This window comes from Ornithinibacillus gellani, assembly GCF_003730295.1.
In the GTDB taxonomy this organism is placed as follows: domain Bacteria; phylum Bacillota; class Bacilli; order Bacillales; family Amphibacillaceae; genus Ornithinibacillus_A; species Ornithinibacillus_A gellani.
This window is the reverse complement of record NZ_QTSZ01000029.1, coordinates 15,716-41,766: the sequence shown is the minus strand read 5'-3', so window position 1 is coordinate 41,766 and position 26,051 is coordinate 15,716. Positions and strand designations below refer to the sequence as shown.

The following is a 26,051-nucleotide window of genomic DNA, read 5'->3' as shown; positions in this document are numbered from 1 at the left end:
GTGATGCTTTGATTGGAATCTTTTTTCATGCAAAAAGACAAGGATAGGGGATGGTATTTCTTCTATACGCCTATATTTGTTGGCTTTCGCATAAATATTTGCTAAAATGACAACACGGAATGAGGGGGTAAAAAGAATGCCAAAGGGAAAAGGGAAGGTTCTTGCCCAAAATAAAAAAGCATCACATGATTACTTTATAGAAGAAACATATGAAGCAGGTATTGTTCTGCAAGGGACAGAAATAAAGTCCATACGTGCTGGCCGTGTGAATTTAAAGGATTCGCATGCCCGGATTAATCGAGGCGAAGTTGAATTAATCAACCTGCATATTGCACCATATGAGCAAGGGAATCGTTTTAATCATGATCCGACCAGAACAAGAAAATTATTATTGCATCGAAAAGAAATTGATAAGTTAATTGGTCTGACACAGCAACAAGGATATGCGCTTGTACCTCTACGCATTTATATTAAAAATGGCTTTGCCAAAGTATTAATTGGACTTGGTAAAGGGAAGAAAAAATATGATAAGCGTGAGGACTTAAAGCAAAAACAAATGAAACGTGATATCGACCGAGCATTACGTGACAAAGATCGCATGTAATAAACTAGCAAATGATGGCACCCACGTACGCTTTTCATTTCGCTTAAAGGATGTTATACTAAGTATAGAAGTTTTGATGAAGAAGACCTTTCCATCAAGGTATGCTCGACATTTCCCGAGCGCTTCTCGCATTGAGGGGACGTTACGGATTCGACAGGGGTAGATCGAGCTTAGGTGGCGCGTCGAGGTTACGACTCGTAAAACGTTACTCGCCTAAAATAACTGGCAAAGAAAACAATTTCTCTTTAGCAGCTGCATAAGCTGACTGAAGGATCCTTCCTGCTATCGCCTGTGTAGCAGATTGAAGGGTCTCAACTTATAGCAGGCTATACGGTTGTTCGCTGTTCGAGGATAATCGTTGAATATAATCGAACTAGCTTTTCGGAAGCCTGTCGATAGGCTGAAGAAATAGCGAATGATAATATATCGACTATGCGTGTAGAAGCCTAAGTGACGATATCTTTGGACGCGGGTTCGATTCCCGCCGTCTCCATAAAAGTTTTATCATTTCGTTTGTAGCTTTTATGGAAACAAGAACGAAATAAATAAAAATAAAGAAGCCGCTCTATTGCAGACGGCTTCTTTATTTTTGTCGATATTTCTTATATGCAATTGTGTCGTTCTTCTTTATCACAGATTACCTGGCTGTAAGCCCCACATCAAGAATTTTGTTGCTAACAAGAGTTATAAGTGTGGGACCAACAGCCAGTAAAGGCCTGGTACTGTCACCTGTGTTGATATCTTGGATACTGCACTCGATAAATTAAAAGAATACAGCAAAAAATACCAAGTAGAACAGGTTATTCAACCGATAAAATCAGATATTGCCACATTCTCAATTCGTCCCAATACCTATGAACTCATTGTGGTGGTGTCTGCATTAGAGCATGTGACATCTGCGGATGAAATGATGAACGTTCTTCGTCATATGGAAAAGGGTACAAAACTTGGTGGCATCAATTGTCTAATAGTTCATTCGGAAGTTAAAGAAATAGATATAGAAACGAATAAAAATTTGGATCCTTATATCGAAGTGAACTTACCAACGGATGATATGCTGAATCGGCTAAGACGTGTTTATCATGGCTGGAAGGAACGAAAAGTATTGGTTAAGCCATTGACCTACCATATTATGCGTAACGGCAAAACGATAGCGTTGAAAACCAATGCAATCACCTATGTTACACAAAAATAAGCTTCCAGGTAAAATACGTATGATACGAAACTATTTTATCTTCAAAACGTATAAATAAGTAGAGACAATCTAAACTAAAGGAGGATAAGGATGGAACAAATAGCATTTTGGATCGTTATGACTATATTATTTATTCCGTTATATGGAATATTCATTTGGTCATACGTTGCACCTGAACAAAGTATTCTATTCGGAAAAAGATGGATGTTTAAGCATGATCCAGAGCCTTCGGAAACAGCTATTCGTTATACAAAATTTATGTCTCTGATTGCAATGATAAGCTTTCCTTTATTTATTATTGGTTCTTTTATTCATAAGGGGATTTTCCCATTTCTATTACTCCTTTTTTTGATCGTATTGGTGGTTGGTATCGTGCAGGTGGTTTCCGGTGGTGATGATTAACAATATGTTTTAAAACAATTTACTCTACAGGCAGCTGTAGGGTATTTTTTATATTATTATTTCTTTTTTTGGTGGATTTATTTTTAAAATCTCATCGGGTTATCTTCAAAAGTTTGCAAGAAGTCTGACGAGATAATTGCGAAAGTGGATGAAATAGACATATAAAATACCATGTTAGTGAAATGATATTGTGTTAGATAATTCACACATTGTATAATTACATACATTCTTTTGATACTTCATACGAGAATAACGTTTTGTTGGAGGAGGGAGGAACCTGGAATTTTGTGTTTGAAAATAGAGACAAACGAACATACCGTCGTTCGTACCCGAGAAGAAGGCTCATGTAGCTGTATTATTTTTAATTAAAATTGTCAGAAAAGTGTATATTGTCAAAGTAGACATAATTAGGAGGAAATGTAAATGCGTAAACTATTTTCATTATGTGCTGTGATCATGTTAGCCTTCATCATTGGTGCTTGTGGTGATACAGGTAATGATGCTGGGGACAGCAAGGATAGTGCGGATAAAGAGAAGGATGCACAAAATGAAGCAAGCGAAAATGCTTCTAAAGAAGATGATCAAGCTGCGGAAAATGAGGATGCTGGTGATGTATTAGAAGGTTTTGAAGACTTCTTTATTTATTTAGAGGCAATGGAACTCGAGGTCGATACAGATGCTGCCAAGCTTCAGGATGCTGCTGTAACAGAATCGGTAGGTGCTGAAAAAGGTGTTCTTATTCCAATAGAAGGTATTGAAGCTCAATTTTATCTGTTTAATACAGAAGATAATGAGATGTATGATGAAGCTGCTGAAAAAGGTACAATTACCATTGATGTCGGTGGAGAAGAATTTCCAATTCCATATTTTGTACATGATGGTATTGGCTTCGCTAATCCAGACGACCATTATAAAGGTAAAGAAATCGTTGGGTATTTAGAACAATTTTAATACAGTGAAACTTCAATCAGTGGGAGTCTTCGTACTTCCCCACGGATTGTTAGTTGATCCAATCAGGCCTTTACTAGCTGTTGATCCCCCACTTACAATGCTTGTGATTAACAGAAGTTCTTGATGAGGGGGGCGTACAGCCAGTTAATCTGTGATAAAACGAGATGACAGACGTGTACCGTTGTATGGCGAAATATAGCTGATTTTAGTAGAAAGGAGGATGCGGATGAGCGAAAATACAACACAAAAACAATCAGAAAAACAACAAAACGAAGCTATTTGGAAACCTTTTATTAAACTATTATTTAGGGCAAAACTTCCTTGGTTTTGGATTATTTTACTTATTATTATTACCCTCGGTGAATCTCAATTGGCGCTTATGTTTCCTGATTTAACGAGTAAGATCGCAGGAGGGCATATTGAAAAGGCGATTGTTTTTGGAGCCATTGGTGTCATTGTTGCTCGTATTTTCATTTCGGGCATTTTACGATTTATTGGTAAATTAACGATGTATAAAATCGATAAAAGCTATCGAATATTAATCTGGTCCCAATTGATGCGTTCACCAATTCGTTTATTTGACAAAGTGAAAGCAAATGAAATGGTCAGTCGTACGTCTACAGATACTGCGAGTTTAAGTATCATCTTCTCATATGTCGTGCCAACGTTATTATCGATGATGTATTTAACAGTTGGAACGGTATCTAAACTGTTCGGGTATGATTGGAGATTGGGTCTTGCACAGGTAATCTTTTTACCGATATATTTCGGCTGTTATCTTTGGTATGGCCGTTGGAGCTTTCGTGTTAATAAACAAGTACAAAGCAGGTTAGCCAAGTTAACGCAGTTCTTATCAGAGCTACTCATCAATATTCCACTGATTAAAACCTTTGTTACGGAAAAGAAAGAAGAAAAGCGTGGAATTAACAATATTGATCAGTATTACAAGGCAGGAATCAAAAAAGGGATTGTCAGCTGGATTGAACACCCCATGACAGGAATTTTTGGTGTTGTTCAATCAGCACTCGTTATCGGACTAGGCGTACTTTTGATATCTAATGGATCGATAACGGTTGATACTTGGGTTGCCTACTTCCTTTATGTTGATTTATTGTATGGGGTCTTAGGAACGTTTGGCTATTTATTTATTGAGTTAAAACAGAGTCAAGGAGCATCAGCGAGAATTGCACAATTAGTGGAGTACCCAGAAGTCGTGTATGAAAGAACGTATCCTCTTGAAAAGTATGATGATGACTTGGTGTTGGATCACGTTTCTTTTAGTTATGGGAAAGAGAAAGTGCTATCTGATGTGAGCTTTACCGTTCCTTACGGGAAGGTAACAGCAATTGTCGGCCCAAGTGGGGGTGGGAAAACAACGATTTTATCCTTGATTGAGCGATTTTATGAAGCGGCACCTCATTCCATTCGATTGGGAGAAGTTCCAATCGAAGATTTCCATCTCCATGATTGGCACAAAGCATTTGGTTATGTTGCACAGGATATTCCTCTTTTAACTGGTACTGTAAGGGAAAATCTCGTGTATGGGGTTGATCGAGAAGTAAGTAATCAGGAATTACGTGAAGTGGCGTATCAAGCAAACGCCTTATCATTTATTGAACAGTTACCAGATGGTTTTGACACACATATTGGTGAAAGTGGTGGAAAGCTTTCCGGTGGACAAAGACAACGTTTAGCGATTGCACGAGTTATTTTAAGAGATCCTGACGTGCTTTTATTGGATGAAGCAACCTCTAATTTGGACAGTCGATCCGAGCAGGTTGTTTTAGAAGCGATGAATCGCTTAATGAAGAAAAATCGAACGACTATTGTAATTGCACATGATTTGACGACGATTCGAAATGCAGATCAAATTGTCGTCTTGGATCAAGGAACGGTTAATGGAATCGGCAAACATCATGAGCTTTTGGAAACCAATAAGCTATATCGTAAATATATCGACTTACATCTAGGGAAACCAATTTTGTAAAGCGATAATACGTCGGATAATAAAGGGAGGGAGAAGATTGTCTGAACCGAATAAAGTTGGCTGGAAACCATTTTTTAGTCTTATTTCCAAATCAAAATTACCTTGGGGATTGTATATACTGACATTTATTGTAATGATATCAACAGCTTCTGTTACATTGATGTCTCCACTGATTTTACAAAAAATAATGTCAGGTGAAATATTTGATGCAAAACTCGTATTTCAATACATTGGCCTAGCCATCGTAACGGCAATTACAGTTAGCTTATCGGGTTTTACTCGAATCTTTGCGAATGCCCGTACGACAAGAAATATTCAAAACACCCTGTGGTCTAAATATATTCGGGTCCCATTACCTTTTTTTAATAAAGAACCATCTTTGCTGTTAATAAGTCGTTTAACACATGACCCGACACATATAAATGGTGCGATCAATTATACGATGTCATTGTTGATGTCTACCTATTCTTTAGTAGGATCGATTATTATTATGTGGGGAATGAATGTTAAATTAACACTCGTGTTATTGCCTGTTATTCCCTATATTTTAATTGTTACATTGGTTGTGGGACATTTTACACAAAAGACCCAAGAACGGGTACAGTATCGATATTCAGGGATGACTGCATTTATTGCAGAACGGTTACCAAAAATTCGTTTAATTAGATCCTTTGGTAAAGAAGGGGAAGAAATTGAAAACGGAAAAAATGTAATCGAAAATCAGTATAAGGCAGATGTGTCTCGGGCCGTGGTTGACTTATACGGAGAACCATTATTACAAAGCGTTCAAGGAATTATTATGGGACTTGTGCTGATTTATGGGGGATATTTGACGTCGATTGGTGAATTGGATATTGGGTCTCTCATTGCATTTTATTTATATTCGGCAAATATTCATAATAATGTACAGCAATATGGATTATTCTATCAGGTATTAAAAGGTGCAAAAGGGGCAGCCCATAAAATATCTAAAATTGTTGACTCCGATAGTGAAAAATATGAAAGATCGAAAGCTTTTGATGAAGTGTTACAATCATCCAATGGTAATCTGGCACTTGAGCATGTTAGTTTCAGTTATGAGGAGCGCAATGTTCTTAAGAATGTAAGCTTTACGATTCCAAAAGGAAAAGTAACTGCGATTGTTGGTCCAAGTGGTGGGGGTAAAACAACCATTTTATCACTTATCGAACGGTTTTATGAACCGAATGTAGGCCGACTTACCTTTGGTAACATACCATCCGAGCAAATTCATTTAGATGATTGGCGCAATGCCTTTTCATACGTATCACAAGGCAGTCCAATTTTATCTGGGACAATAAGAGAGAATATAACGTACGGTACAGAACGCGAAGTAAGTGATGAAGAGGTTATACAAGCAGCCAAAAAAGCAAATGCTTATGGGTTTATTAAGGATTTCCCAGATGGATTTGAAACAGAAGTAGGAGAAATGGGTTCAAAACTGTCTGGTGGACAAAGACAACGGATTGCGATTGCCCGAGCAATTATCAAGAATCCCAAATATCTATTATTGGATGAAGCAACATCAAGTCTTGACATTCAGACGACGACCAAAATTCAGGCAGCCCTTGATGAACTGATGGTTGGCCGTACAACTATTGTTGTTGCCCATAATTTGTCAACTGTACAAGAGGCGAATCATATTGTCGTTGTGGAACATGGAATGATTAGTGGACAGGGTAAACATGATGAATTAATGGAAAGCAATAAGCTGTATCGTGAGTTAGTAGAGATTCAATTTGCCAAAGAACAGATGCTTGCTTGGTAGATTGTGATGCAGAATAATAATGCATAAATATTAGGAGTGAAATAATGAGTCAGATACAAGATGTGAACCAAGAAATATTTGATGAAGAAGTTTTTAAAAGTGATATACCAGTTTTAATTGATTTTTATACGGATGGATGTGGTCCATGTGAGGCACTTGTCCCAGTTCTTGATGAAATTGCTGCTGAGTATGTAGGAAAGCTGAAGATTGCAAAATTTTACGTGTCATTGGATGAAGTACTTGAAAACAGCAATGAAGTTGCTAAAAAATATGATGTAATGGGCTTTCCGACGATTATTTTAATGAAAGCTGGAGAGGTATTTACCACATTACTTGGTGGTCAGGGTAAAGATGACCTGCTTAAAGAAATTAACAAGATGATATAAACAAAGAAATGCAGATTTTGCCTGAAGGCTTGATCTGCATTTTTTTGTTTGAAATAAAGACATGTGCTTGTGTTTATGCAATTTTATGATATACAGGCCGTGCTGCGTATGGCATATTTCTAAAAAGCTTACACCAGGTTGCGATTTCTCTAACTCCAATATATACTCGTGATTTTGAATGTGGGTTGTGTCGAAAATCACATGCTGACAACAGTGTTATCAAGTTGCAACATCTTTCAACATCGCTTGTCTTAGTGTATAATTTACGGTGACAACTGAATAAGTAGAGGGTTTAGGTGTCTAACTATGCATACAAGCTTGGTGTAGTTGACGAAAAGGGAAGTTTGGTGTAAATCCAACGCGGTCCCGCCACTGTAATAGGATGCAGCTATCATAACCACTGTGCAATTCGCATGGGAAGGGATAGATGTGATATCCGAAGCCAGGAGACCTGCCTAAATCTGATATGCCATTTAACCTACGGGAAATAGGGAGGTGTATGTGAAACACACATGCTGTATTTTTGATGCGCTTGCATGGTGATAGACATCTCTAATTGTAGAGGTGTTTTTTATTGCAAGTCGTAATTGGCTTTCTTATTTATATTACATATTATTGGAGGATAAATATGAAAAAGTTATATTCTTTTTTACTCATTTTAATGACAGCGATTCTGCTTATGACAGGCTGTGCAAGTAATGATGATACGAATAAAGATCAAGCACAGGACAATAGTTCTGATCCACAGACAGAAGAAACAGAAGGGGAAGATGCAGCTTCTGATGAGGCGGCTTTTCCAGTTGAGATAGTTGATGGAACAGGAGAAAAAGTAACGATTAAAGCAAAGCCTGAAAAAATTGTTTCCATTATTCCAAGCGCAACAGAGATTGCATTTGCACTAGATTTAGGGGAGCAAATTATTGGCGTATCTGATAATGATAACTACCCTGAGGAAGTTGCCGATAAGGAAAAAGTGGGTGGAATGGAATTAAATATTGAAAAAATTATTTCCTTGGAACCAGAGCTCGTATTGGCGGACTTGATGAATGATCCGGATGGTTTGCAGCAAATTCGAGATGCTGGAATCCCCGTATTGGTTGCAGGAGAAGCGAATAATTTTGACGACGTGTATGAAGTAATTGAAATGATTGGTAAGGGAACGGGAACAACGGATAAGGCAACAGAAATGATTGATGGAATGAAATCAGATTTAGCAGCGTTGCAAGAGAAAGCGAAAAAAATTGAAAAAGATGATGAGAAAAATGTATTTGTAGAAGTATCACCAGAACCGGAAATTTACACAACTGGTAAGAATACTTTTATGGACGAATTACTGAATGTTATCCATGCGAAAAATGTTGCTGGAGAAGAAGAGGGTTGGATTAAGTTAAATGAAGAGGCCATTCTTTCTTACAATCCAGATGTCGTTATTGTAGCTTATAACTACATGGAAGATGCTGAAGATGCAGTATTAGCACGTGCAGGCTGGGAAGATGTACAAGCGATTAAGGACAAGCAAGTATTTGAAATAAATGAAGATATTGTTAGTCGACCAGGACCGCGTTTGGTTGAAGGAGCAGAGGAACTTGCAAAAGCTATTTACCCAGAAGTATTTGAAAACTAAGCAAGCAATAGCCTACGCAGCGATGAGCATGGCGCTCGTTGGAGCAGTATTACTTGGTGTTTCAATTGGAACCGTTCATATACCAATTTGGGACACCGCAAGAATGCTGTTTTACGGATTGATTCAGGCCCCTGTGCCTGAATCAATCGATCCAACGCTTGAAAATATTGTGATGCGTATTCGGTTGCCGCGTGTGGTGCTCTCCGGATTAGTAGGGGCATCGTTAGCGATTGCAGGGGCAGCATTTCAAGGACTGCTGCGAAATCCGCTAGCTGATCCATATACACTTGGTGTATCGTCAGGTGCCAGTGTTGGTGCTGTCATGACGATTTTTTTTCATATAACGATTCCAGGCATCGGCATTTTTACCTTGCCATTGGTGAGTATTGTATTTGCTATTCTTACTATTTTTATCGTCTTATTTTTTGCACGAAAAATTGATCGTACCATGCGAGTGGAGACGATTATATTAACTGGAATTATATTTAGTTCTTTTTTGGGTGCCACCATATCTTTAATGATTGCACTAACAGGTGAAGAACTGAGACAAATTATTGGCTGGTTGCTTGGCAGCGTGTCGATGCGCGGCTGGGAGTATGTTTGGATTATTTTACCGTTTTTAGTGATAGGATCTATCGTTTTATATATGCACGCCAATGAGTTAAACGCAATGGCATTTGGTGAGGAACAAGCAAAGCATTTAGGTGTTAATGTACAACGAAAAAAAATGAACATCATGCTTGCGGGTGCCATTTTAACAGGTGCTGCGGTCGCAGTTTCCGGTACGATTGGTTTTGTTGGACTTGTCATTCCGCATTTTATTCGCATATTAATCGGACCCGATCATCGCCATTTGCTCCCATTATCCGTTATTACTGGAGCAGCATTTTTAATTATTGCCGACCTTGTTTCAAGGACGATTATCGCGCCATCTGAATTACCAATAGGGGTTATTACTGCTTTAATTGGGGCACCGATTTTTGCAATTATTCTTATGCGCCAGCGGAAGAAGGGGAGGAGCTAGGATGATAGATATTGAACAGGTTTCCGGTGGTTATTCCCAAGAGCCAATTCTTCGTGATATTTCTCTTCACATTGATAGAGGCTCTTTTTTTGGTATTATTGGTCCAAATGGTAGTGGGAAAACAACGCTTGTCAAAATGATTAGTGGTATTTTACCCCTGCAAGCAGGAGAAATTCAGGTAGCTGGGAAATCAATAACTGCATATCAATCGAGAGAATTAGCGAGAAAATTAGCTGTTTTACCACAGCTGACTTCACATGCTTTTAGCTTTACTGTAAAAGAAACTGTTTCACTTGGCAGGTATGCATTTAAAAAAGGATTGTTTCAGACCTTATCTGATGAGGATGGTCATATTATTGCTGAGGTGATGGAGCAAACAGGGGTAACACAATATGCGGATAGTCCATTAGATGAGTTGTCTGGTGGAGAAAAGCAACGCGTTTTTCTAGCACAGGCACTTGCTCAAACGCCTGAAATTATGATTTTGGATGAGCCAACCAACCATCTGGATTTAGCTTATCAGAAAGAACTGCTGGATTTATTAAAGGACTGGACGGAGAAAAAACAATTAACGGTTATTTCTATTTTTCATGATTTGAATTTGGCTGGACTTTATTGTGATAAGCTTCTATTGCTAAATCAAGGCAAAATGAGTGGCTATGGACAACCTGACGAAGTGTTAAAGGCGGATAAAATTCAACAGGTATATCATACAGAAATTGAAAAATACCCGCATCCTCGGGTTCCAAAACCACAAATGATGCTCGTACCGGAACAAAGTAACATGAAAGCATGTAATATCGATGAATCCATGTTGAAGCAATCGAAAAAACATATTGTGATGCATGTACCTATACCTTTGAAGAGCTTTTCATCGGCGGTGACGGGTTCGGGGATGGGCTGGTTTGATACGTTTGTCAATCGTTATGTGGATAAAAACTATCAGGAAATAGATCATAAGGGAGACATGGAGCATTATTTACGGCAAAATGGATTCGACCCAAATGCTACCGTTGGGATGATGACTGCTGTTCCATTGGATACGGTTGCGTATCTTTCGCGGCAAGGAGAAGGATTTTCATTGTTTGTTGTCGTGACTGCCGGCGTTGGAAATGCTGTCGATGCAGCATATGGTTCTAAACATGTCGAAAATATGAAGCCAGGTACCATTAATACTTGGATTTTTATAAATGGTAATGTGACTGATGAAGCGTATATTCAAGGAATGGTTACTGCAACAGAAGCAAAGACAAAGGCATTAAGGGAATTACATGTGATGGATAAGCTGACTGGAACCTTCGCAACTGGCACTTCCACAGACAGTATTTTAATTGCAGCTTCACAACAAGGGGAAAAGCTTACATATGGTGGACCAATTGCTCCGTTGGGACAGCTAATCGGGAATACTGTTTACGAATGCACCAAACAAGCGCTTAAGTCCAATTTCGAAAGGCGGAATCGGGAATGATCCATCATGTAATTGCGATCGCTTTTGCTTATGTGCTGGACCGAATCATAGGTGATCCATTGAATTGGCCACATCCGGTTCGCTGGATGGGCTCGCTCATATCCAGGCTTGATAAATGGCTGAATCGTGGTAAATATAAGCGGCTAAATGGTGTATTCATGGTATTGATTTTGCTTATCATTGTAGGCCTAATAGTCGGGTTACTCGTGTGGGGATGCTATCAGATCCATCCTATTGTTGGTATTGCAGTGGAAGGCATCATCATTGCTACAACGATTGCTCAGAAGAGCTTGAAGGATGCAGCACTTGTCGTGGATGCCGCTTTGGAAAAGCATGATATGATAGATGCTAGAGAAAAGCTGCAGTATATAGTTGGTAGGGATACAGCCGCATTAGATGAATCTGAAATTGTACGTGCAACCGTTGAAACAGTAGCGGAAAATACAACAGATGGAATTACAGCGCCATTGTTTTGGGCATGGATAGGCGGAGCTCCATTAGCAATGATGTACAGAGCAATCAATACTTGTGATTCCATGGTTGGTTATCGAAATGAAAAATACGAAGCATTCGGCTGGGCATCCGCGCGTTTGGATGATGTAGTAAATTGGATTCCCGCTCGTTTGACTGGATTTGTAAGTATGTTTGCCGGGCGGCCAAAGTATGGTAACCGGAAAACAGCATGGGCGGTATTACGTCGTGACGCTAAAAAGCATAACAGTCCAAATAGTGGTTGGGGAGAGGCTGCCGCAGCTGCGATGCTTGGCATTCAATTGGGTGGTATTAACTATTATCAAGGGAAGCAGTCTATTGCACCAACGATGGGTGACCAACATCAGGTTTTAACTCGATTACATATTGGACAAGTCATCATATGGATGAAAAAAACAATCTATTTATTCATATTGTTGCTTATGATTGGGGGACTACTTTATGAAGCTGCCACAACATGGTGCCAATCCGGATTATGTTTATAAGGCCATGGCTATCAAACAGCCGGAAGACCTGCTTGATTTTAGCATGAATGTAAATCCAGCGGGGCCACCCGCCTCAATATTGGAGTGCTGGACAGACTGGCTGCCAGCAGTAAATGATTATCCAGATCCAGAAGGTCGTGAGCTAATAGAAGATATTTCCCTTCAAGAAGGGCTGTCAACATCACAGATAATGCTAGGTAATGGAGCGGCTGAATTGATTCAATTGCTTGCCAGTAGCTTGCAAGGAAAACGGGTACTGCTCATACAGCCGACTTTTTCTGAATATGAACGGATGTGTCGAGCCTTTGATTGCGAAATTACCCATTTTGTATTGGAAGGTGTAAATGAATGGCAGCTTGAACTATCAGATTTAGAACCTTTGTTAGCTACCCATGATGCGATATTTTTCTGCCATCCGAATAATCCAACAGGCGTCATAAGCAGCGAACAAAGCTTGGTAGCATTATTGTCCGCCTGTTCACAGCATAACTGCTTACTTATAGTTGATGAGGCTTTTTATGATTTTATGGACAGACCGTTTACAATGGCTTCTCAGCTTCCGGGGCAAGATCATCTTGTTGTATTGCGTTCGTTAACCAAGATGTATGCCATTGCTGGATTACGGCTTGGTTATTTACTCGCATCACCGAGGATGATCCAGCATTTGAAAAAACGTCAGTCACATTGGAGTGTAAATGCCATTGCACTACTTAGTGGTCTGCAATGTTTGCGGGCAACAGATTTTGCCGCACAGACGAGAATGGAATGTACCATTGAAAGAAATCGTATGCTGGAAAAACTAACATCGTATGGCTATCGAATATCGAAAAGTCATGTAAATTATTATTTATTACAGGACACACAGCTGGATGATCAGTATCCGCTCTACGTCCACTTGCTTAAACAAGGAATTGTACCGAGACATACATACAATTATAAAGGGCTTGCTGGTCGATGGCTGCGATTTGCTATTCGAGACACAGCAGATAATGATGTTCTACTGGAGGCGCTGCAACGATGGAAACAGGAAAATTAATTTTTATTACTGGTGGTGCTAGAAGTGGTAAAAGCAGCTTTGCCGAGGCGCACTCAATCGAGCTTGCCAAAAGTCATGAGGCAGCGCTTTTTTATATTGCCACAGCGCGTGGGTCGGATGAAGAAATGGAATCGCGCATAAAGTGGCATAAAACAGATCGTCTACAAAGTGGTTATCAGTGGGCGACACTAGAATGTCCAACTCACATTCAAACATGTGTAGAAAAAATCGAGCCAGGTAGTGTCGTACTATTGGACTGTGTCACCATTTTATTATCGAATACTCTATTTCAATCCGGATTTGCCAGTGGGAAATGGGCTGACCCAGCATTTCATGTAGAAGTACAGGCGACTATTATCGAGGGGATTACGCGGCTCCGAGAAAAAGCGAGTGCTGTTATCGTTGTTTCGAATGAGGTGCTGCATGGTGCAATGAGGGCTGAGGCACCAACAGCCATATATGAACGACTGATTGGCTATATCCATCAGCAAATTGTTCAACAATCCAATCAAGCATATTTAGTTGAAGCAGGTATTCCAATTGAGATGAAGGGGTGAAGTTCATGCGAGGAATTATGGTACAAGGAACGTCTTCCGATGCAGGAAAAAGTTTAATCGTTACCGCATTATGCCGTTTGCTTTCAGATAAAGGCTATTTGGTTGCCCCATTTAAATCCCAAAATATGTCCTCGTATACCTATACATTACCGAATGGTAGTAAAATTTCCAATGCACAAGCCATCCAAGCGGAAGCAGCTCGCATATTACCAGCTGCCTGGATGAATCCTATTATGTTAAAGCCAACTTCTGATACAGCTTCTGAAATCATACTTTTTGGTCAATCCGTTGATGCAGTATCTGGTTCTGCTTATCGGGAAAGGTATTATGAAATCGGATTATCGGCTGTGAAGCAGGCGTTGGAAACAGCTGAAAAGCAGGCGGAAGTATTGATTCTTGAAGGGGCAGGCAGTCCAGTAGAAATCAATTTAAAGGATCGAGAGCTTGTCAATATGAAGGTTGCTGAAATGGCAGATGTTCCGGTGCTGCTTGTTGCTGATATTGATCGTGGTGGTGTGTTTGCTAGCATTATTGGCACATTGGAATTGTTGACCCCAGATGAACTTGCACGTGTCCAAGGTATTATCATTAATAAGTTCCGCGGGGAGGCATGTCTTTTTGCTGATGGGGTGGCATGGATAGAGCAAAGAACAGGTATTCCAGTTATCGGAGTGGTGCCTCATATCAACCATACAATACCTCCGGAGGATAGTTTATCTGACGATAAGGGGTGTCAGTCAAATTCCGAAGAGCAGGATAGGTATGATGATTTGGCTTATCAAATTTCCAAACATATGGATGTCGAACAAATAGAACGGATGATGGAGCGGTGGTGTGAATCGTGAAAGGCTTTTGGAATGGGCTACTGATTAATTTACAGTTCTTTACAACAATTCCAATCAAGAAAGAAATTCCGATGTCAGCGGGGCATTTCCGCTGGGCGATTCGCTCCTTTCCATTATTAGGTCTGATGCTTGGAACGATGATCGCTTCAGCAGTACTTTTATTACAGCTTACTCCTGTTTCTCCACTTGCGGTCGCATTCATCATCGTTATTTTGACCATCTTTTTGACAGGTGGTATTCATTTGGATGGTTGGTTAGATTGCTGTGATGGTTTCTTCTCCTATCGTGACCGGGAAAAACGATTAGCCATTATGTCAGATCCACGTGCAGGTGCATTTGGTGTCATTGGTGTCATTCTTCTATTAGCCTGTAAATGGCTGGTTATCTATGAAATTTTATTGCACCGTGGTGTAGATATTTATTTTATTGCAGCTATCGTGCTCATACCGTTTTATACACGCATGCTCATGGGATTGATGCTCACTGGAATGGTGACTGCTAAGCAGGAAGGGCTTGCCAGTATGTTTAAACAAGCCACTGGAAAACATGTTATTTATTTTTATTGCTTATATTTGCTTATTTTAATTAGCATCTTATGGATGTGGAAACCTGAACTTATGTGGCTTGCATCAGGTATGTTACTTTTACTAGCAATATTGTATCTATTTCTAAAGCAAAAGACAGAAACTTGGTTCGGTGGAATTACGGGAGATGTACTTGGAGCAGCTACAGAGGGAATGGAGGTAATATATTGGGTGATATTATGGGGATTACATTATATCGTCATGGTTTGACAGCAGAAAATGAGCGCAAAGCCTATATTGGCTGGTCCAACCCTCCATTAAGTGATACAGGTAGAGAAGCAACAAGTAAATGGAGGAAATCGTTACGGTTGGAAGCATATTTTTCTCAAACGGAGCTGGTATACACCAGTGATTTAACACGCTGTATGGAGACGGCTGCAATTCTATTTCCACAGCTACCGTTAACCTCTATGCAGGGGCTTCGTGAACTGCATTTTGGAGCATGGGATGGCAAGACCTACCTGGATTTACAGCATGACCCTGCCTATCAAGCATGGTTAAACGATCCTTTTACCGGTGGGCCACCTTTAGGAGAAAAGTGGGAGCAATTTGCCGGACGGATATCCACAGCATTTAACAGTATATGTCGCAAGATGGAACAGCATGACGTAAAAGAAGTAGGAATTATAACCCATGGTGGGGTAATTCGTTATTTATTAAGTGAAATGGTAGCTTCTCATCACAGCTTTTACGATTGGGATGTGTCCATGCATAAAGGACATCGGTTGGTGTGGAACACAGCCGATTGGAGGAGGAGAAGAACATGCACTTCATATCAGGAGGTTCCCATCAGGGAAAAGGAGCTTGGGTAAAAGCAACCTATCAGATTGAACGAGAACAACCATCCAATTGGATCTCCGTCTATCAAGGTGAGAAACCCCCAAGTAACATAGCGATTGGTGATATCATGGTGCTGGATCATGTGGAGGAATGGGTATATACTGCAGTGAAGAATATGGAAGCAGATGTATTTAGAAATTATGCTAAAGAAGTCATTCAGTCCTGGTTGGCATGGGAGAAAACAAATCAATGTCGTTTAATCATTATAGGCTCAGATATTTCAAAAGGAATTGTACCGATGGATCCTTTGGAACGAAAGTGGCGGGATGCGACGGGATGGTTCTATCAGGATCTTGCAAAAGCTGCCGAGCGAGTAGAAATAATCTGGTATGGTATTGCAAGGAAAATCAAATAGGAGGATGGCTGTGAATACCAAAAAATTAACGATTATTGCATTATTCATCGCGTTATCAGCAGTCGGTGGTTTCATAAAACTACCATCTGCAGTAGGTAGTATCGCATTGGATATTTTTCCAGCATTAATCGCAGTCACTGTTATTGGAAACAAGTCAGGCGCACTTGTAGGTGGTCTTGGTCACGTGATTTCCGCACAATTAGGTGGGCTTCCTCTTGGACCATTACATCTAATGATTGCTGTAGAAATGGCGCTGCTTGTGCTGCTGTTTGGTCTTCTATACCAATCAGGACGTCAGATATTGGCTTCTATTCTTTTCGTGCTTGGCAACGGATTGCTTGCTGCTTTACCATTTGCATTTATCATCAGCTTTTCATTTTATATCGCCATTGCACCGATGTTGTTACTTGCTGCATTAATAAATACCATCTTGGCGCTACTTATAATATCTAAGTTAAAACCTTTTTTTTAAGCAATAAATATATATTCAGAAGGCTGTCACTATTATGGTGAAGCCAATGATTTTAATCCGGGGGATGCAACATGAAGATATTTCCAAAGCATGACATACAATCCATCACAATGGAGCAAGGAGTAGAATTAATCATTGCTGCTGATAACAGTGGTGCAATTGGTATGAAATCAGAAGATGAAATACATATATCATATGAACGTGTTGCTTATTACGCTTTCCGTGTTGCTTATATGGAATGTGTGGCAGCAGGTGGACAGCCATTCGCAGTTGTCATACAGAATTTTAATGGAGATGCTGCTTGGGATTCATTGATTGCAGGAATTGAATACGGAAGGAAGGAATTGGAGATGGAGTCCCTTCAAATAACAGGAAGTTCAGAAACCAATTTCAATTTAAAGCAATCTGCAACAGGTATTAGCGTGCTTGGCAAACGGGAAAAAACGAAAGAAGCAGAACGAAGCTTGAACAACTATCGGGCAGCCGTAATTGGGAAACCACTCGTTGGTCAGGCTGTCGTTGAACAGAATGTTGATGTTGCGCCTCTGCCATTATTTCGGTGGTTTTCACAACAACCGGAAGTTATCGCTCTAAAGCCGGTTGGCTCCAAAGGAATCGCAGACGCATGGAAGAAAATAATGCCGGAATATACCAACCCATTTGCCAACCAAGCTTCGCTACATGATTCAGCGGGACCTGCCACTTGTATTATTGTGATTTATAAAGCATCATTTCATCATTCCATCGTTAAGCAGGCTGGGAAATGGTTATATGATTGGAATGAATAAGTATGACATCTATTTCGACTGTTTATTAGGAAAAAATATCGTCAAGAATTTTTGTTGAGAACAAGTATTGTAAGTGGGGGGCAACAGCCAGTAAAGGCCTGATTGGTTCAACTAACAATCGGTGGGGGAAGTGCAAAACCCCCACTGATTGAAGTTTCACTTTATTGGGCGTGATGAGTCTTTCGTTTTTCAGCATGGAAAATAAACGATTTGGTTTCCGCAGTTGGTTCTTGAAACTCCCAATCCCCATATACATGTATTTGTGAGAATCCTGCTTTACGTAATGATGAATGTATTTCCTCATACGTACGGAATTTTAATTGTATTTTTTCTTTCATGATTACTTTACCTGATTGTGCCAGCTTTACAGTTTCATAAAAAGTATAGATTTGATTTTGAAAGCCTTCATAGGATGTCCATATTTCTAACGGATCGCCATTCTCTTGATTGACCGCTTCGTCTGGTGTGACATCCTTTTCCCATTGTTCCCAGATTTTTGCCTGCGGATTTCTTGTGTCGAAAATAAAATGCCCGCCCGGTTTTAAAGCGTGATAAACATCTGCAATAACCTGTTGCCAACTATCGTTTGTTAAAAACACTTGGGCAACATTTGCCGTCATGATAACTGCATCATAGGAATTGGCATGTAGCTTGGAACTATCCCCTATAATCCATGTGATCTTACCACAGTTGGAAATCTTTTTCCTTTTAGCAGTTGCAATCGCTGCTTCATGTGGATCAATCGCAGTAATATGAAGTCCTTCTTTAGCAAAATGAGTTGTTAATCTTCCCGTTCCACATCCTAAATCCGCAATGTTTTTTACACCGGTTTTTTTCAACAATGCAATAAAAAATGCGTCATCTTTTCCCCAGCGATTTACCTGATCATATACCAATGGAATCATCTTATTTCCTACCCTTCTTTGCCTTTACATACTCTATCGAAAACGTATGATGAATCTATTATATACTGATAAAATGTATGAAATATAATTCATTTTTATTTTTGCAACTTTTTAGTGGGCACTGACGTCTACATAAGTACAAGGGGGAGGCGAGTCAGCGTTGCAGTTAGTGAATCGCTTAATACGAAAAGAAGAGCAAGCACTTCAACAGCTTATGGATGTATATGGGAATTATTTAATGCGCACTGCTTTTTTGCTTGTTAAAGATCACCAGCTTGCGGAGGAGCTGGTACAGGATACGTTTATCATTGCTTGCGATAAAATATCACAGCTCCACGATGAAACGAAGTTAAAGAGCTGGCTCACATCGATTGTACTGAATCAATGCCGTTCGAAAATGCGAAAATGGAGCTGGAAACACATCTTTCTAAGACACCAGACCGATGATTGGAAGCAGGAAATCGATAAGATGGGAAATCCTGAAGAACAGCTATTACAAGAATTTGGAAATCAGCAATTAAGTCAGGCAATACAGCAATTGGAGTATGTTTATCGCGAGGCTATTATTCTATACTTATAACGAATTGAAAATAACGGAAATTGCCAGACATGTGAACGAGAATGAAAATACGATCAAATCAAGATTAGTGAGAGGCCGTCGTCAATTACGCATTATGTTGGAAAGGGAGGAGCGAATCGATGGTGAACAGCAGACAAAATATTCGTGATCAATTAGATCAGGAACTTCAAAATATAACTTTCACAAGTGCTGATAAGGTACATGCGCGTATTCATCCAACGACGTGGAGGCAAAGAATATACGCACTATGGAATAAGGAAGTGGAAATTAGCGGAAGTACTGCGGGTGTCATTCTACTGGCGTTTACTCTTTTCTTGGAATTGGTGGTATCCGAAGTTTGCAAACAGATCTTGTTATGAACGATAATCGCCAACAGATTAAAATAGGAGGAAGCACGTATTGGAAGGGCGAATTAGAAAAGGTGGTTAAGTTAGATGACGATTAAATTTAAAGTAAAACATCTGGTTTATATTGTCTTCACCCTTGCATGTCTCCTTCCACTTTTTCATTATCTAGTTGTTCCTCAATACGAATTATCTCAGGTGAAGAAATTAGCCGCTAAAGGTGGAGAAGCTGGTAAACAAGCAATTTTGAGCAAGCTGGATGATCCCATCCTACCATCTCAAAAATGGGATCTCATCCGCAGTTATATGATTTCTAATTCTATGGTAGAAGGCTACGATGTATACGTCAGCCCATCGTTTAGTCAAACAAAGAAAGAATTATTCGTCCGGTTTAACAACGCGGAGAGGAAACCTTATTTGGAGGACTATGTGGAAAATGGTCCAGCTGATCCTACATTGAATACTGCAGCAATGGCGCTGTATGAGATTTATCTTGCTGAAAATAATGTCAGCAAGGGAAATCGCATGTTAGACCAAGTGGTGCAACGAATGGATAAAGATGGATATGTGGTGAATGAAATATTTTCCGAACGCTTGCAACTGCTCCTCCAAGCAGGTTACTTGGAGGAAGCAGATCGATATGCCGATGAAATCATAGATAAACAGGGTCCTGAGTGGGGATATATGATAGTAGAGGCTCAATACGTGAAGGCAAAAATTTGTTTACAACAGGGAGATAAACAACAGGCAAGCCAGATTGCAGAACAGGCTTTGGCAGATTATCGTGAGCTACTTGAACATGAAAAAAAAGCAGCACCTGATCTTGCATTCGATGAACAGGAAATTTCATTTATAGGGGAAGAATTAGAATACTTCCTTGCGCATATGGATAAAGCAAAGCAGAATCAATCCCCATCCAGCTTATCTGGAAAAGTAATTCGAAGCAATGGGGAGCCAGTTCGTCACGCTGGGATATTTTTGCGGGATGAGAATCATATTCAGCAAAGTGTTTCTTTTATGGAGCCCTATTATACGACGACAGATGAAAATGGAAATTATGAAATTAAAAATGTCAGACCTGGTAATTACCAAATAATGGCTGGATTTACGTATGACCAGATTGATGGATATATGTGGCCGGTTGATATGAATGATTGGATTGATATGGAAGCAGGTGAATCTGAAGAATATGATATTACTTTACATGAACTCATCCAAATTGAAAAACCGGCAAATAAACAAAAAATAACAGCAAACAAAATTGAATTTGAGTGGGAACCAGTTGATGAAGCGGATTATTATCAACTAAGTATTAGATTAGAAGGAGAAAAAGGGGGATATTTGACTACTATACTGCAAAAATCATTTCCAACGAATCATGTTCAATTAAAAGTAGAGGATCTCTATAATCACCGGGTCGGTGTCATGTTTACAGATGATCCGCCGAACCAGGTAGATCCATTGACGATTTTAGCATTATCAAATCCGGAAAATCAGATTTCTTGGTCAGTTGCGGCCTATACAGCAGAAGGGGAGTTAATTACGAGTAGCGCCGGTTATCGGCTTCATGAATCGACCATAGGTAATGTACCACTATTTTACTTGCAGGAAAGAACTTTGACAGCAGCTGATCGATTATTACTGGATCATAAAGTAGATCAGGCGATTACAGCATACAAAGAAAGCTATGCAGCTGATGAAAATGATGTTCATAGTTTACGAATGTTGGATCGATTAATTGGACTTGAACCAAGACAATCCGGCAAAGCAGAGGATGAAAGGGTACTACCTTATGTATTGGAGCTCGCAGAAAAGTCGCCTGCACCGGAGTATATGTTCCGACTAGCAGTATATTATAGTGAAAAACGAAATTGGCGGGAAAGTGAAAAATGGTTTGGAGAATTTTGGCAAGCATCTGATTCATTCTCGACTGATGGCTATGAGCTTGGGGTGCATGGCATGATGAAGATGCGTCAGGGAAGGTTAGATGACGCGACAGAGATATTGAAGCAATCTGTCCAACGCGATAAAAGTGGTCGGTTTATTGGTGCTTTGTTAGCGGTCAGATTACACGAACAGGATGATTTTGAAACGTTGAATCGACTTGCCAATGCATATCCAGAACGACCTTATGGTGAGGATAAGCATGATTGGCCTAAACTGATCAAGGATATGGAGCAGTCTATGAAGGATGACGAGAACCAGAAAAATGAATTGATTCAGGTGCTTGATTGGTTTTTCCAAGATCAATCTGAACGGTTGGAAGAATGGCTTCAGAAAACGAAAAGTACAGCCATCAAATCCTTCATTCAAGCATTGCAGCAAGTGGATTAATCAAACAAGTCTGGGATAAAACTAGTCTCTGATCTTGAAACAATGGTCATGTTTACCACGAACAGGTAAACATGACCAAAAATGTATCTAAATTAAATAAAGCGGAATAAATCTACGGAGACTCCTGCGGGACTAGCCGTGTCCGAAAACGACAAAGAAAGTGGATTTCTTTGTTGATTGAGGTCGGCTTGTGGAACGCAGAGTAGATTTATGGAGCGACGAAGCTAATCAAATTAAATGAAAAGGAATAGGTGTAATATACTTGTAAAGTCTCACATGGTTCTACTTAACCTCTGTGCAGATTTATGCGTCGCTTTTAATAAGGGTCTGCTTCTTGACTCTTATCGACAGCATCTTTTGCAGCCTCATTGGCAGCAATCGAACCTTGACCATATTTTGTTTTTCCAGATTCCCGACCTGGAAGGGGTTGTGTCGAAGTATCCTTTTCCAATTCTTTTATTTTCTCTTGCATCGCTTCCTGAACCCGTTTACCATAATCTTCATCTGCTTTTGTAAAATGCGCAATCATAACTTGCTGAATACGCGGATCACAAACAGCGAGTGCATCGGCAAGATTATCGATTAATTCATCACGTTCCCAATCCTCAAAGCTACGATACGTATGTCCAGCTTGCCCATAGTTATTTGGCCGATCAATCGGTGCACTCATAACCACGTCATCATAACTGGGCTCATGTGGAGTTTGTCCATGTTTTTCTGCCTCTTCGTATCCTCCGATTAAGGACGGTTCATAATTGATATGGGGGTCGATACCTGTTTTATTTAGATCTCGTGTATCCATTTGTCCCCGTTGCTGATTGGTATGAACGGGAACAACGGGCGCATTCATTGGCAGATTCAGATAGTTGGCACCAATACGATAGCGCTGTGTATCGGAATATGAAAAAGTACGCCCCTGCAGCATTTTATCATCTGAAAAGTCCATTCCATCGACCAGCACTCCAGTACCGAAAGCAGCTTGTTCTATTTCTGCATGGAAATCAACGGGATTACGATCAAGTACCATTCGCCCAACCGGCAACCACGGAAATTTCTCCTCTGGCCATAACTTGGTATCATCGAGCGGGTCAAAATCAAGCTCTGAATGATAATCATCCTCCATGATTTGTACAAATAATTCCCACTCTGGAAAATCTCCACGCTCAATCGCTTCATATAAATCCTGGGTCGCATGGCTTACGTTTTTTGCTTGAATGGCATTTGCTTCTTCCTGGGTAAGGTTACGAATGCCTTCCTTTGGTTCCCAATGATACTTCACAAGTACAGCTTCCCCTTTATCATTGACCCATTTGTACGTGTTCACACCAGACCCTTGCATATGGCGATATGTAGCCGGGATCCCCCAAGGTGAGAATAAAAATGTAATCATATGGATTGCTTCCGGTGTGCGAGAGACAAAATCAAACATACGCTGTGGGTGTGGGATATTTGATACGGGATCGGGCTTAAACGCATGAATCATATCGGGAAATTTCATGGCATCACGGATAAAAAATATTTTAAGGTTATTTCCAACCAAATCCCAATTACCATCTTCTGTATACATTTTCACTGCGAAACCGCGTGGATCACGCGCTGTTTCAGGAGAGTCCTTGGAACCAGCGACGGTAGAAAAACGTACCATAAGCGGTGTTCTTTTCCCGGCACCAGAAAAAACCTTTGCGCGGGTATATTTTTCGGCCGGTTCATCACCGACCTTTCCATACGTTTCAAAATAACCGAATGCACCTGCACCACGTGCATGCACGACACGCTCTGGTACTTCCTCACGATCAAAATGCGTAATTTTTTCAATGAAATGGTAATTCTCAAGTGTAGCTGGACCACGATTGCCTATGGTACGGATATTTTGATTGTCTTTGACGGGATGACCTTGTCTTGTTGTTAATGTCTCACGTTCTACCTCATTTGTTTCATTGGTAGTGTAAGTATCTTTTTCCTTTGACAAGCTAATACCTCCTTCAACTGATGTATTCTATATCTTGCATCGTCTAACTGAATTTATACCGTTCAGATTATTTGGTTTTATCGTTTGCTAGGATAGGGGTATAAACGGTAAACTATGTATATCAAAGAGAGGGGTAATACATATGACGGCTTATCCAAATACAGTGGAAACAATGAAGCTAATTGAACAGTTGGTGTCGATTCCAAGTCCATCTGGTTTTACAAATCAGGTAATTGGTTTCGTTGAAAAAGAATTTCAGCATTTGGGAGTGGATACATTCCGTAATCGTAAAGGTGGCCTGATTGCTACCATCGAAGGGGAGAATCGCGACGAGCATCGCATGCTTACAGCTCATGTTGATACACTTGGGGCAATGGTTAAAGAGGTAAAGGATAATGGTAGATTAAGAATCGATTTAATTGGCGGTTTTCCCTACACGGCAGTAGAAGGGGAATACTGTATCATTCATACATCGTCCGGAAAACAAATGACTGGTACAATCCTCATGCATCAGACTTCTGTACATGTATATAAGGATGCTGGTACTGCAGAAAGAAATCAGCAAAATATGGAGGTTCGCATTGATGCAAAGGTCAGCAATGCAAAAGAAATTCGGGAATTGGGAATTGAAGTCGGTGATTTCATTTCTTTTGATCCGCGCGTAGAGCAAACGGAGAATGGTTTTATTAAATCAAGGCATTTAGACGATAAGGCAAGTGTTGCCATATTATTGCAGCTGGTGAAACGCTTAAAAGCGGAAGGAAAGCAACTGCCGTATACCACTCATTTTCTCATATCCAATAATGAGGAAATTGGTTATGGCGGAAACTCAAATATACCAGCAGAAACAGTTGAATATCTTGCTGTTGATATGGGAGCAATGGGCGATGGCCAATCGACAGATGAATATACAGTTTCGATCTGTGTGAAGGATGCGAGTGGTCCGTATCATTATGGACTTCGTAAACATCTTGTAGGCTTAGCAGAGAAGCATGCTATTGGCTATCAATTAGATATCTATCCATATTATGGTTCTGATGCATCAGCAGCAATTCGCGCGGGTCACGATATTATTCATGGGCTTGTAGGACCGGGTATCGATTCATCTCATGCTTTTGAGCGAACCCATGAATCTTCTTTAGAAAATACCGAACAGCTACTTTATCATTATGTATTATCCAATATGCAGTCATATGGATAAGGAAATAAGCATTACAAAGATCAAAAAAGAATGCTCTACCGCAATTGCAGTGGGCATTCTTTCGTTTACATTTTATTAAAGGACGTATAGGTAAATACATAAGAAATGAAACAGGCTACCAATCAAAATAAATATATGGAAAATCTCATGATAACCCATATGTTTAAATTCCATAAATTTTGGCTTTAGCCAATAGATAAATCCACCAATTGTATAGGCAACTCCACCGATAACGAGTAAGAGCATGCCCTCTCCGCCAATAATAGACATCAGGGAAGAGCTAAAGAAAATGACAATCCAGCCCATACCAATATACAATGCCGTAGACAACCAACGTGGGGCATGGAACCAAATGAGCTTGTACATTACACCTGCAATTGCTAGTCCTTGCACAACGAAGAACAAGACCCATCCCGTTGTGTTGTTCAGACTAATTAAACATAATGGCGTGTAGGTACCAGCGATCAAGACGAATATCATGGAATGATCAATTCGTCGTAAAAAGGCAATGACGTGATCCCGTGCAACTACCATATGATAAGTAGCGGATGCGGAATAAAGCAGTATCATGCTTACCCCAAAAATGATTACTGCCAAAATAGCCAATGCCGAACCAGTACTTGACGAGGCCTTGATAACCATGGCCAGCAGTCCGACAAATGCCATCACAGCGCCGAATAAATGGGTAAATCCATTAATCGGTTCACGAATATAAGTTTTCATGCAATCCACACCTTTACGTAAGTAGTTTTCGATACTACATCATATGATACGCGCATTTCATCATGTAGTCAACATTTACTTTCAGATTTATTATCAGTATAATGGAAAAAACAG

26 protein-coding genes, 1 other RNA gene, 1 pseudogene and 1 riboswitch are annotated in these 26,051 nt (G+C 40.0%); of the genes and pseudogenes, 25 read left to right on the top strand and 3 right to left on the bottom strand.

Going from position 1 to position 26,051, the window contains the following annotated elements:
• The first annotated feature begins 136 nt into the window (after positions 1-136).
• The 20 genes and pseudogenes from smpB (at position 137) to DX933_RS08310 (ending at position 17,881) form a co-directional block, all read left to right on the top strand.
• Positions 137-604: an SsrA-binding protein SmpB gene (gene smpB, locus DX933_RS08405; RefSeq protein WP_123316000.1), complete on the top strand. Its 468-nt coding sequence runs from the start codon at positions 137-139 to the stop codon at positions 602-604.
• A 135-nt stretch (positions 605-739) separates the two neighbouring features.
• Positions 740-1,100: a transfer-messenger RNA gene (gene ssrA, locus DX933_RS08400) on the top strand.
• A gap of 234 nt (positions 1,101-1,334) precedes the next feature.
• Positions 1,335-1,799 (top strand): annotated as a pseudogene (locus DX933_RS08395) (class I SAM-dependent methyltransferase); the annotation flags it as partial.
• Positions 1,800-1,889: 90 nt separating this feature from the next.
• Positions 1,890-2,201 (top strand): hypothetical protein, encoded by a 312-nt coding sequence (locus tag DX933_RS18420; RefSeq protein ID WP_190279462.1) that lies wholly within the window; start codon positions 1,890-1,892, stop codon positions 2,199-2,201.
• 423 nt (positions 2,202-2,624) lie between these two features.
• The gene (locus tag DX933_RS08385) at positions 2,625-3,152 is read left to right on the top strand and encodes a lipoprotein (protein WP_123315998.1); all 528 of its coding nucleotides are present in this window, start codon (positions 2,625-2,627) and stop codon (positions 3,150-3,152) included.
• Between the two features lie 226 nt (positions 3,153-3,378).
• Positions 3,379-5,139, top strand: a complete 1,761-nt coding sequence (locus tag DX933_RS08380) for an ABC transporter ATP-binding protein (protein WP_190279461.1) — start codon at positions 3,379-3,381, stop codon at positions 5,137-5,139.
• Positions 5,140-5,176: 37 nt separating this feature from the next.
• A complete protein-coding gene (locus DX933_RS08375; protein ID WP_123315996.1) occupies positions 5,177-6,925 on the top strand; it encodes an ABC transporter ATP-binding protein in 1,749 nt (582 codons plus the stop codon).
• Positions 6,926-6,969: 44 nt separating this feature from the next.
• A complete protein-coding gene (locus tag DX933_RS08370; RefSeq protein WP_123315995.1) occupies positions 6,970-7,311 on the top strand; it encodes a thioredoxin family protein in 342 nt (113 codons plus the stop codon).
• Between the two features lie 277 nt (positions 7,312-7,588).
• A riboswitch (cobalamin riboswitch) is annotated at positions 7,589-7,784 on the top strand.
• 155 nt (positions 7,785-7,939) lie between these two features.
• Positions 7,940-8,935 (top strand): ABC transporter substrate-binding protein, encoded by a 996-nt coding sequence (locus tag DX933_RS08365; RefSeq protein WP_123315994.1) that lies wholly within the window; start codon positions 7,940-7,942, stop codon positions 8,933-8,935.
• Positions 8,898-9,959: a FecCD family ABC transporter permease gene (locus DX933_RS08360; protein WP_123315993.1), complete on the top strand. Its 1,062-nt coding sequence runs from the start codon at positions 8,898-8,900 to the stop codon at positions 9,957-9,959. The genes DX933_RS08365 and DX933_RS08360 overlap by 38 nt, the downstream gene beginning before the upstream one ends.
• Before the next feature lies 1 nt (position 9,960).
• The gene (locus DX933_RS08355) at positions 9,961-11,427 is read left to right on the top strand and encodes an adenosylcobinamide amidohydrolase (protein WP_123315992.1); all 1,467 of its coding nucleotides are present in this window, start codon (positions 9,961-9,963) and stop codon (positions 11,425-11,427) included.
• Entirely contained in the window at positions 11,424-12,404 is a 981-nt protein-coding gene (gene cbiB, locus DX933_RS08350; protein ID WP_123315991.1) for an adenosylcobinamide-phosphate synthase CbiB, read from the top strand. The genes DX933_RS08355 and cbiB overlap by 4 nt, the downstream gene beginning before the upstream one ends.
• Positions 12,361-13,440, top strand: coding sequence for a threonine-phosphate decarboxylase CobD (gene cobD, locus DX933_RS08345; RefSeq protein ID WP_123315990.1), 1,080 nt, complete (start codon positions 12,361-12,363; stop codon positions 13,438-13,440). The genes cbiB and cobD overlap by 44 nt, the downstream gene beginning before the upstream one ends.
• The gene (locus tag DX933_RS08340; RefSeq protein ID WP_123315989.1) at positions 13,422-13,997 is read left to right on the top strand and encodes a bifunctional adenosylcobinamide kinase/adenosylcobinamide-phosphate guanylyltransferase; all 576 of its coding nucleotides are present in this window, start codon (positions 13,422-13,424) and stop codon (positions 13,995-13,997) included. The genes cobD and DX933_RS08340 overlap by 19 nt, the downstream gene beginning before the upstream one ends.
• 5 nt (positions 13,998-14,002) lie before the next feature.
• Positions 14,003-14,842, top strand: a complete 840-nt coding sequence (locus tag DX933_RS08335; RefSeq protein WP_123315988.1) for a cobyric acid synthase — start codon at positions 14,003-14,005, stop codon at positions 14,840-14,842.
• Positions 14,839-15,636 (top strand): adenosylcobinamide-GDP ribazoletransferase, encoded by a 798-nt coding sequence (cobS, locus tag DX933_RS08330; protein ID WP_223805921.1) that lies wholly within the window; start codon positions 14,839-14,841, stop codon positions 15,634-15,636. Before DX933_RS08335 ends, cobS begins: the two co-directional genes overlap by 4 nt.
• Positions 15,594-16,238: a histidine phosphatase family protein gene (locus tag DX933_RS08325; protein ID WP_123315986.1), complete on the top strand. Its 645-nt coding sequence runs from the start codon at positions 15,594-15,596 to the stop codon at positions 16,236-16,238. The genes cobS and DX933_RS08325 overlap by 43 nt, the downstream gene beginning before the upstream one ends.
• Positions 16,190-16,621 (top strand): bifunctional adenosylcobinamide kinase/adenosylcobinamide-phosphate guanylyltransferase, encoded by a 432-nt coding sequence (locus DX933_RS08320; protein WP_123315985.1) that lies wholly within the window; start codon positions 16,190-16,192, stop codon positions 16,619-16,621. Before DX933_RS08325 ends, DX933_RS08320 begins: the two co-directional genes overlap by 49 nt.
• A 4-nt stretch (positions 16,622-16,625) precedes the next feature.
• Entirely contained in the window at positions 16,626-17,093 is a 468-nt protein-coding gene (locus DX933_RS08315) for an ECF transporter S component (protein ID WP_223805920.1), read from the top strand.
• 71 nt (positions 17,094-17,164) lie between these two features.
• Positions 17,165-17,881 (top strand): ATP-binding protein, encoded by a 717-nt coding sequence (locus DX933_RS08310; RefSeq protein ID WP_123315983.1) that lies wholly within the window; start codon positions 17,165-17,167, stop codon positions 17,879-17,881.
• A gap of 161 nt (positions 17,882-18,042) precedes the next feature.
• Here DX933_RS08310 and DX933_RS08305 read toward each other — a convergent pair whose 3' ends face one another.
• Positions 18,043-18,786: a class I SAM-dependent methyltransferase gene (locus DX933_RS08305; RefSeq protein WP_123315982.1), complete on the bottom strand. Its 744-nt coding sequence runs from the start codon at positions 18,784-18,786 to the stop codon at positions 18,043-18,045.
• 169 nt (positions 18,787-18,955) lie between these two features.
• Between DX933_RS08305 and DX933_RS08300 the strand changes: the two genes are divergently transcribed.
• The 4 genes from DX933_RS08300 to DX933_RS08290 all read left to right on the top strand — a co-directional run bounded on the left by DX933_RS08300 (position 18,956) and on the right by DX933_RS08290 (position 22,044).
• A complete protein-coding gene (locus DX933_RS08300; RefSeq protein ID WP_317843090.1) occupies positions 18,956-19,366 on the top strand; it encodes an RNA polymerase sigma factor in 411 nt (136 codons plus the stop codon).
• Positions 19,332-19,514: a sigma factor-like helix-turn-helix DNA-binding protein gene (locus DX933_RS18890; RefSeq protein ID WP_397316198.1), complete on the top strand. Its 183-nt coding sequence runs from the start codon at positions 19,332-19,334 to the stop codon at positions 19,512-19,514. The genes DX933_RS08300 and DX933_RS18890 overlap by 35 nt, the downstream gene beginning before the upstream one ends.
• On the top strand, positions 19,486-19,725 hold the full coding sequence (locus tag DX933_RS08295) for a hypothetical protein (RefSeq protein ID WP_123315981.1): 240 nt from the start codon (positions 19,486-19,488) through the stop codon (positions 19,723-19,725). The genes DX933_RS18890 and DX933_RS08295 overlap by 29 nt, the downstream gene beginning before the upstream one ends.
• A gap of 75 nt (positions 19,726-19,800) precedes the next feature.
• Positions 19,801-22,044 carry a carboxypeptidase-like regulatory domain-containing protein gene (locus DX933_RS08290; protein WP_123315980.1) on the top strand — a complete coding sequence of 748 codons (2,244 nt, stop codon included), beginning with the start codon at positions 19,801-19,803 and terminating at the stop codon, positions 22,042-22,044.
• Positions 22,045-22,360: 316 nt separating this feature from the next.
• On the opposite strand, the gene DX933_RS08285 is transcribed toward DX933_RS08290, so the two are convergent.
• Positions 22,361-24,013: a catalase gene (locus DX933_RS08285; RefSeq protein WP_123315979.1), complete on the bottom strand. Its 1,653-nt coding sequence runs from the start codon at positions 24,011-24,013 to the stop codon at positions 22,361-22,363.
• Positions 24,014-24,155: 142 nt separating this feature from the next.
• Here DX933_RS08285 and DX933_RS08280 point away from each other — a divergent pair, with 142 nt between their 5' ends.
• Positions 24,156-25,214, top strand: coding sequence for a M42 family metallopeptidase (locus DX933_RS08280; protein WP_123315978.1), 1,059 nt, complete (start codon positions 24,156-24,158; stop codon positions 25,212-25,214).
• A gap of 75 nt (positions 25,215-25,289) precedes the next feature.
• Here DX933_RS08280 and trhA read toward each other — a convergent pair whose 3' ends face one another.
• A complete protein-coding gene (gene trhA / locus DX933_RS08275; protein WP_123315977.1) occupies positions 25,290-25,937 on the bottom strand; it encodes a PAQR family membrane homeostasis protein TrhA in 648 nt (215 codons plus the stop codon).
• Positions 25,938-26,051: the final 114 nt, after the last annotated feature.

Coding starts and splice junctions, on each gene's coding strand:
- smpB (WP_123316000.1), top strand. CDS start 137: ATGCCAAAGGGAAAAGGGAAGGTTCTTGCCCAAAATAAAAAAGCATCA.
- DX933_RS18420 (WP_190279462.1), top strand. CDS start 1,890: ATGGAACAAATAGCATTTTGGATCGTTATGACTATATTATTTATTCCG.
- DX933_RS08385 (WP_123315998.1), top strand. CDS start 2,625: ATGCGTAAACTATTTTCATTATGTGCTGTGATCATGTTAGCCTTCATC.
- DX933_RS08380 (WP_190279461.1), top strand. CDS start 3,379: ATGAGCGAAAATACAACACAAAAACAATCAGAAAAACAACAAAACGAA.
- DX933_RS08370 (WP_123315995.1), top strand. CDS start 6,970: ATGAGTCAGATACAAGATGTGAACCAAGAAATATTTGATGAAGAAGTT.
- DX933_RS08365 (WP_123315994.1), top strand. CDS start 7,940: ATGAAAAAGTTATATTCTTTTTTACTCATTTTAATGACAGCGATTCTG.
- DX933_RS08355 (WP_123315992.1), top strand. CDS start 9,961: ATGATAGATATTGAACAGGTTTCCGGTGGTTATTCCCAAGAGCCAATT.
- cbiB (WP_123315991.1), top strand. CDS start 11,424: ATGATCCATCATGTAATTGCGATCGCTTTTGCTTATGTGCTGGACCGA.
- cobD (WP_123315990.1), top strand. CDS start 12,361: ATGAAGCTGCCACAACATGGTGCCAATCCGGATTATGTTTATAAGGCC.
- DX933_RS08340 (WP_123315989.1), top strand. CDS start 13,422: ATGGAAACAGGAAAATTAATTTTTATTACTGGTGGTGCTAGAAGTGGT.
- DX933_RS08335 (WP_123315988.1), top strand. CDS start 14,003: ATGCGAGGAATTATGGTACAAGGAACGTCTTCCGATGCAGGAAAAAGT.
- DX933_RS08320 (WP_123315985.1), top strand. CDS start 16,190: ATGCACTTCATATCAGGAGGTTCCCATCAGGGAAAAGGAGCTTGGGTA.
- DX933_RS08315 (WP_223805920.1), top strand. CDS start 16,626: ATGGCTGTGAATACCAAAAAATTAACGATTATTGCATTATTCATCGCG.
- DX933_RS08310 (WP_123315983.1), top strand. CDS start 17,165: ATGAAGATATTTCCAAAGCATGACATACAATCCATCACAATGGAGCAA.
- DX933_RS08305 (WP_123315982.1), bottom strand. CDS start 18,786: ATGATTCCATTGGTATATGATCAGGTAAATCGCTGGGGAAAAGATGAC.
- DX933_RS18890 (WP_397316198.1), top strand. CDS start 19,332: ATGTTTATCGCGAGGCTATTATTCTATACTTATAACGAATTGAAAATA.
- DX933_RS08295 (WP_123315981.1), top strand. CDS start 19,486: ATGGTGAACAGCAGACAAAATATTCGTGATCAATTAGATCAGGAACTT.
- DX933_RS08290 (WP_123315980.1), top strand. CDS start 19,801: ATGACGATTAAATTTAAAGTAAAACATCTGGTTTATATTGTCTTCACC.
- DX933_RS08280 (WP_123315978.1), top strand. CDS start 24,156: ATGACGGCTTATCCAAATACAGTGGAAACAATGAAGCTAATTGAACAG.
- trhA (WP_123315977.1), bottom strand. CDS start 25,937: ATGAAAACTTATATTCGTGAACCGATTAATGGATTTACCCATTTATTC.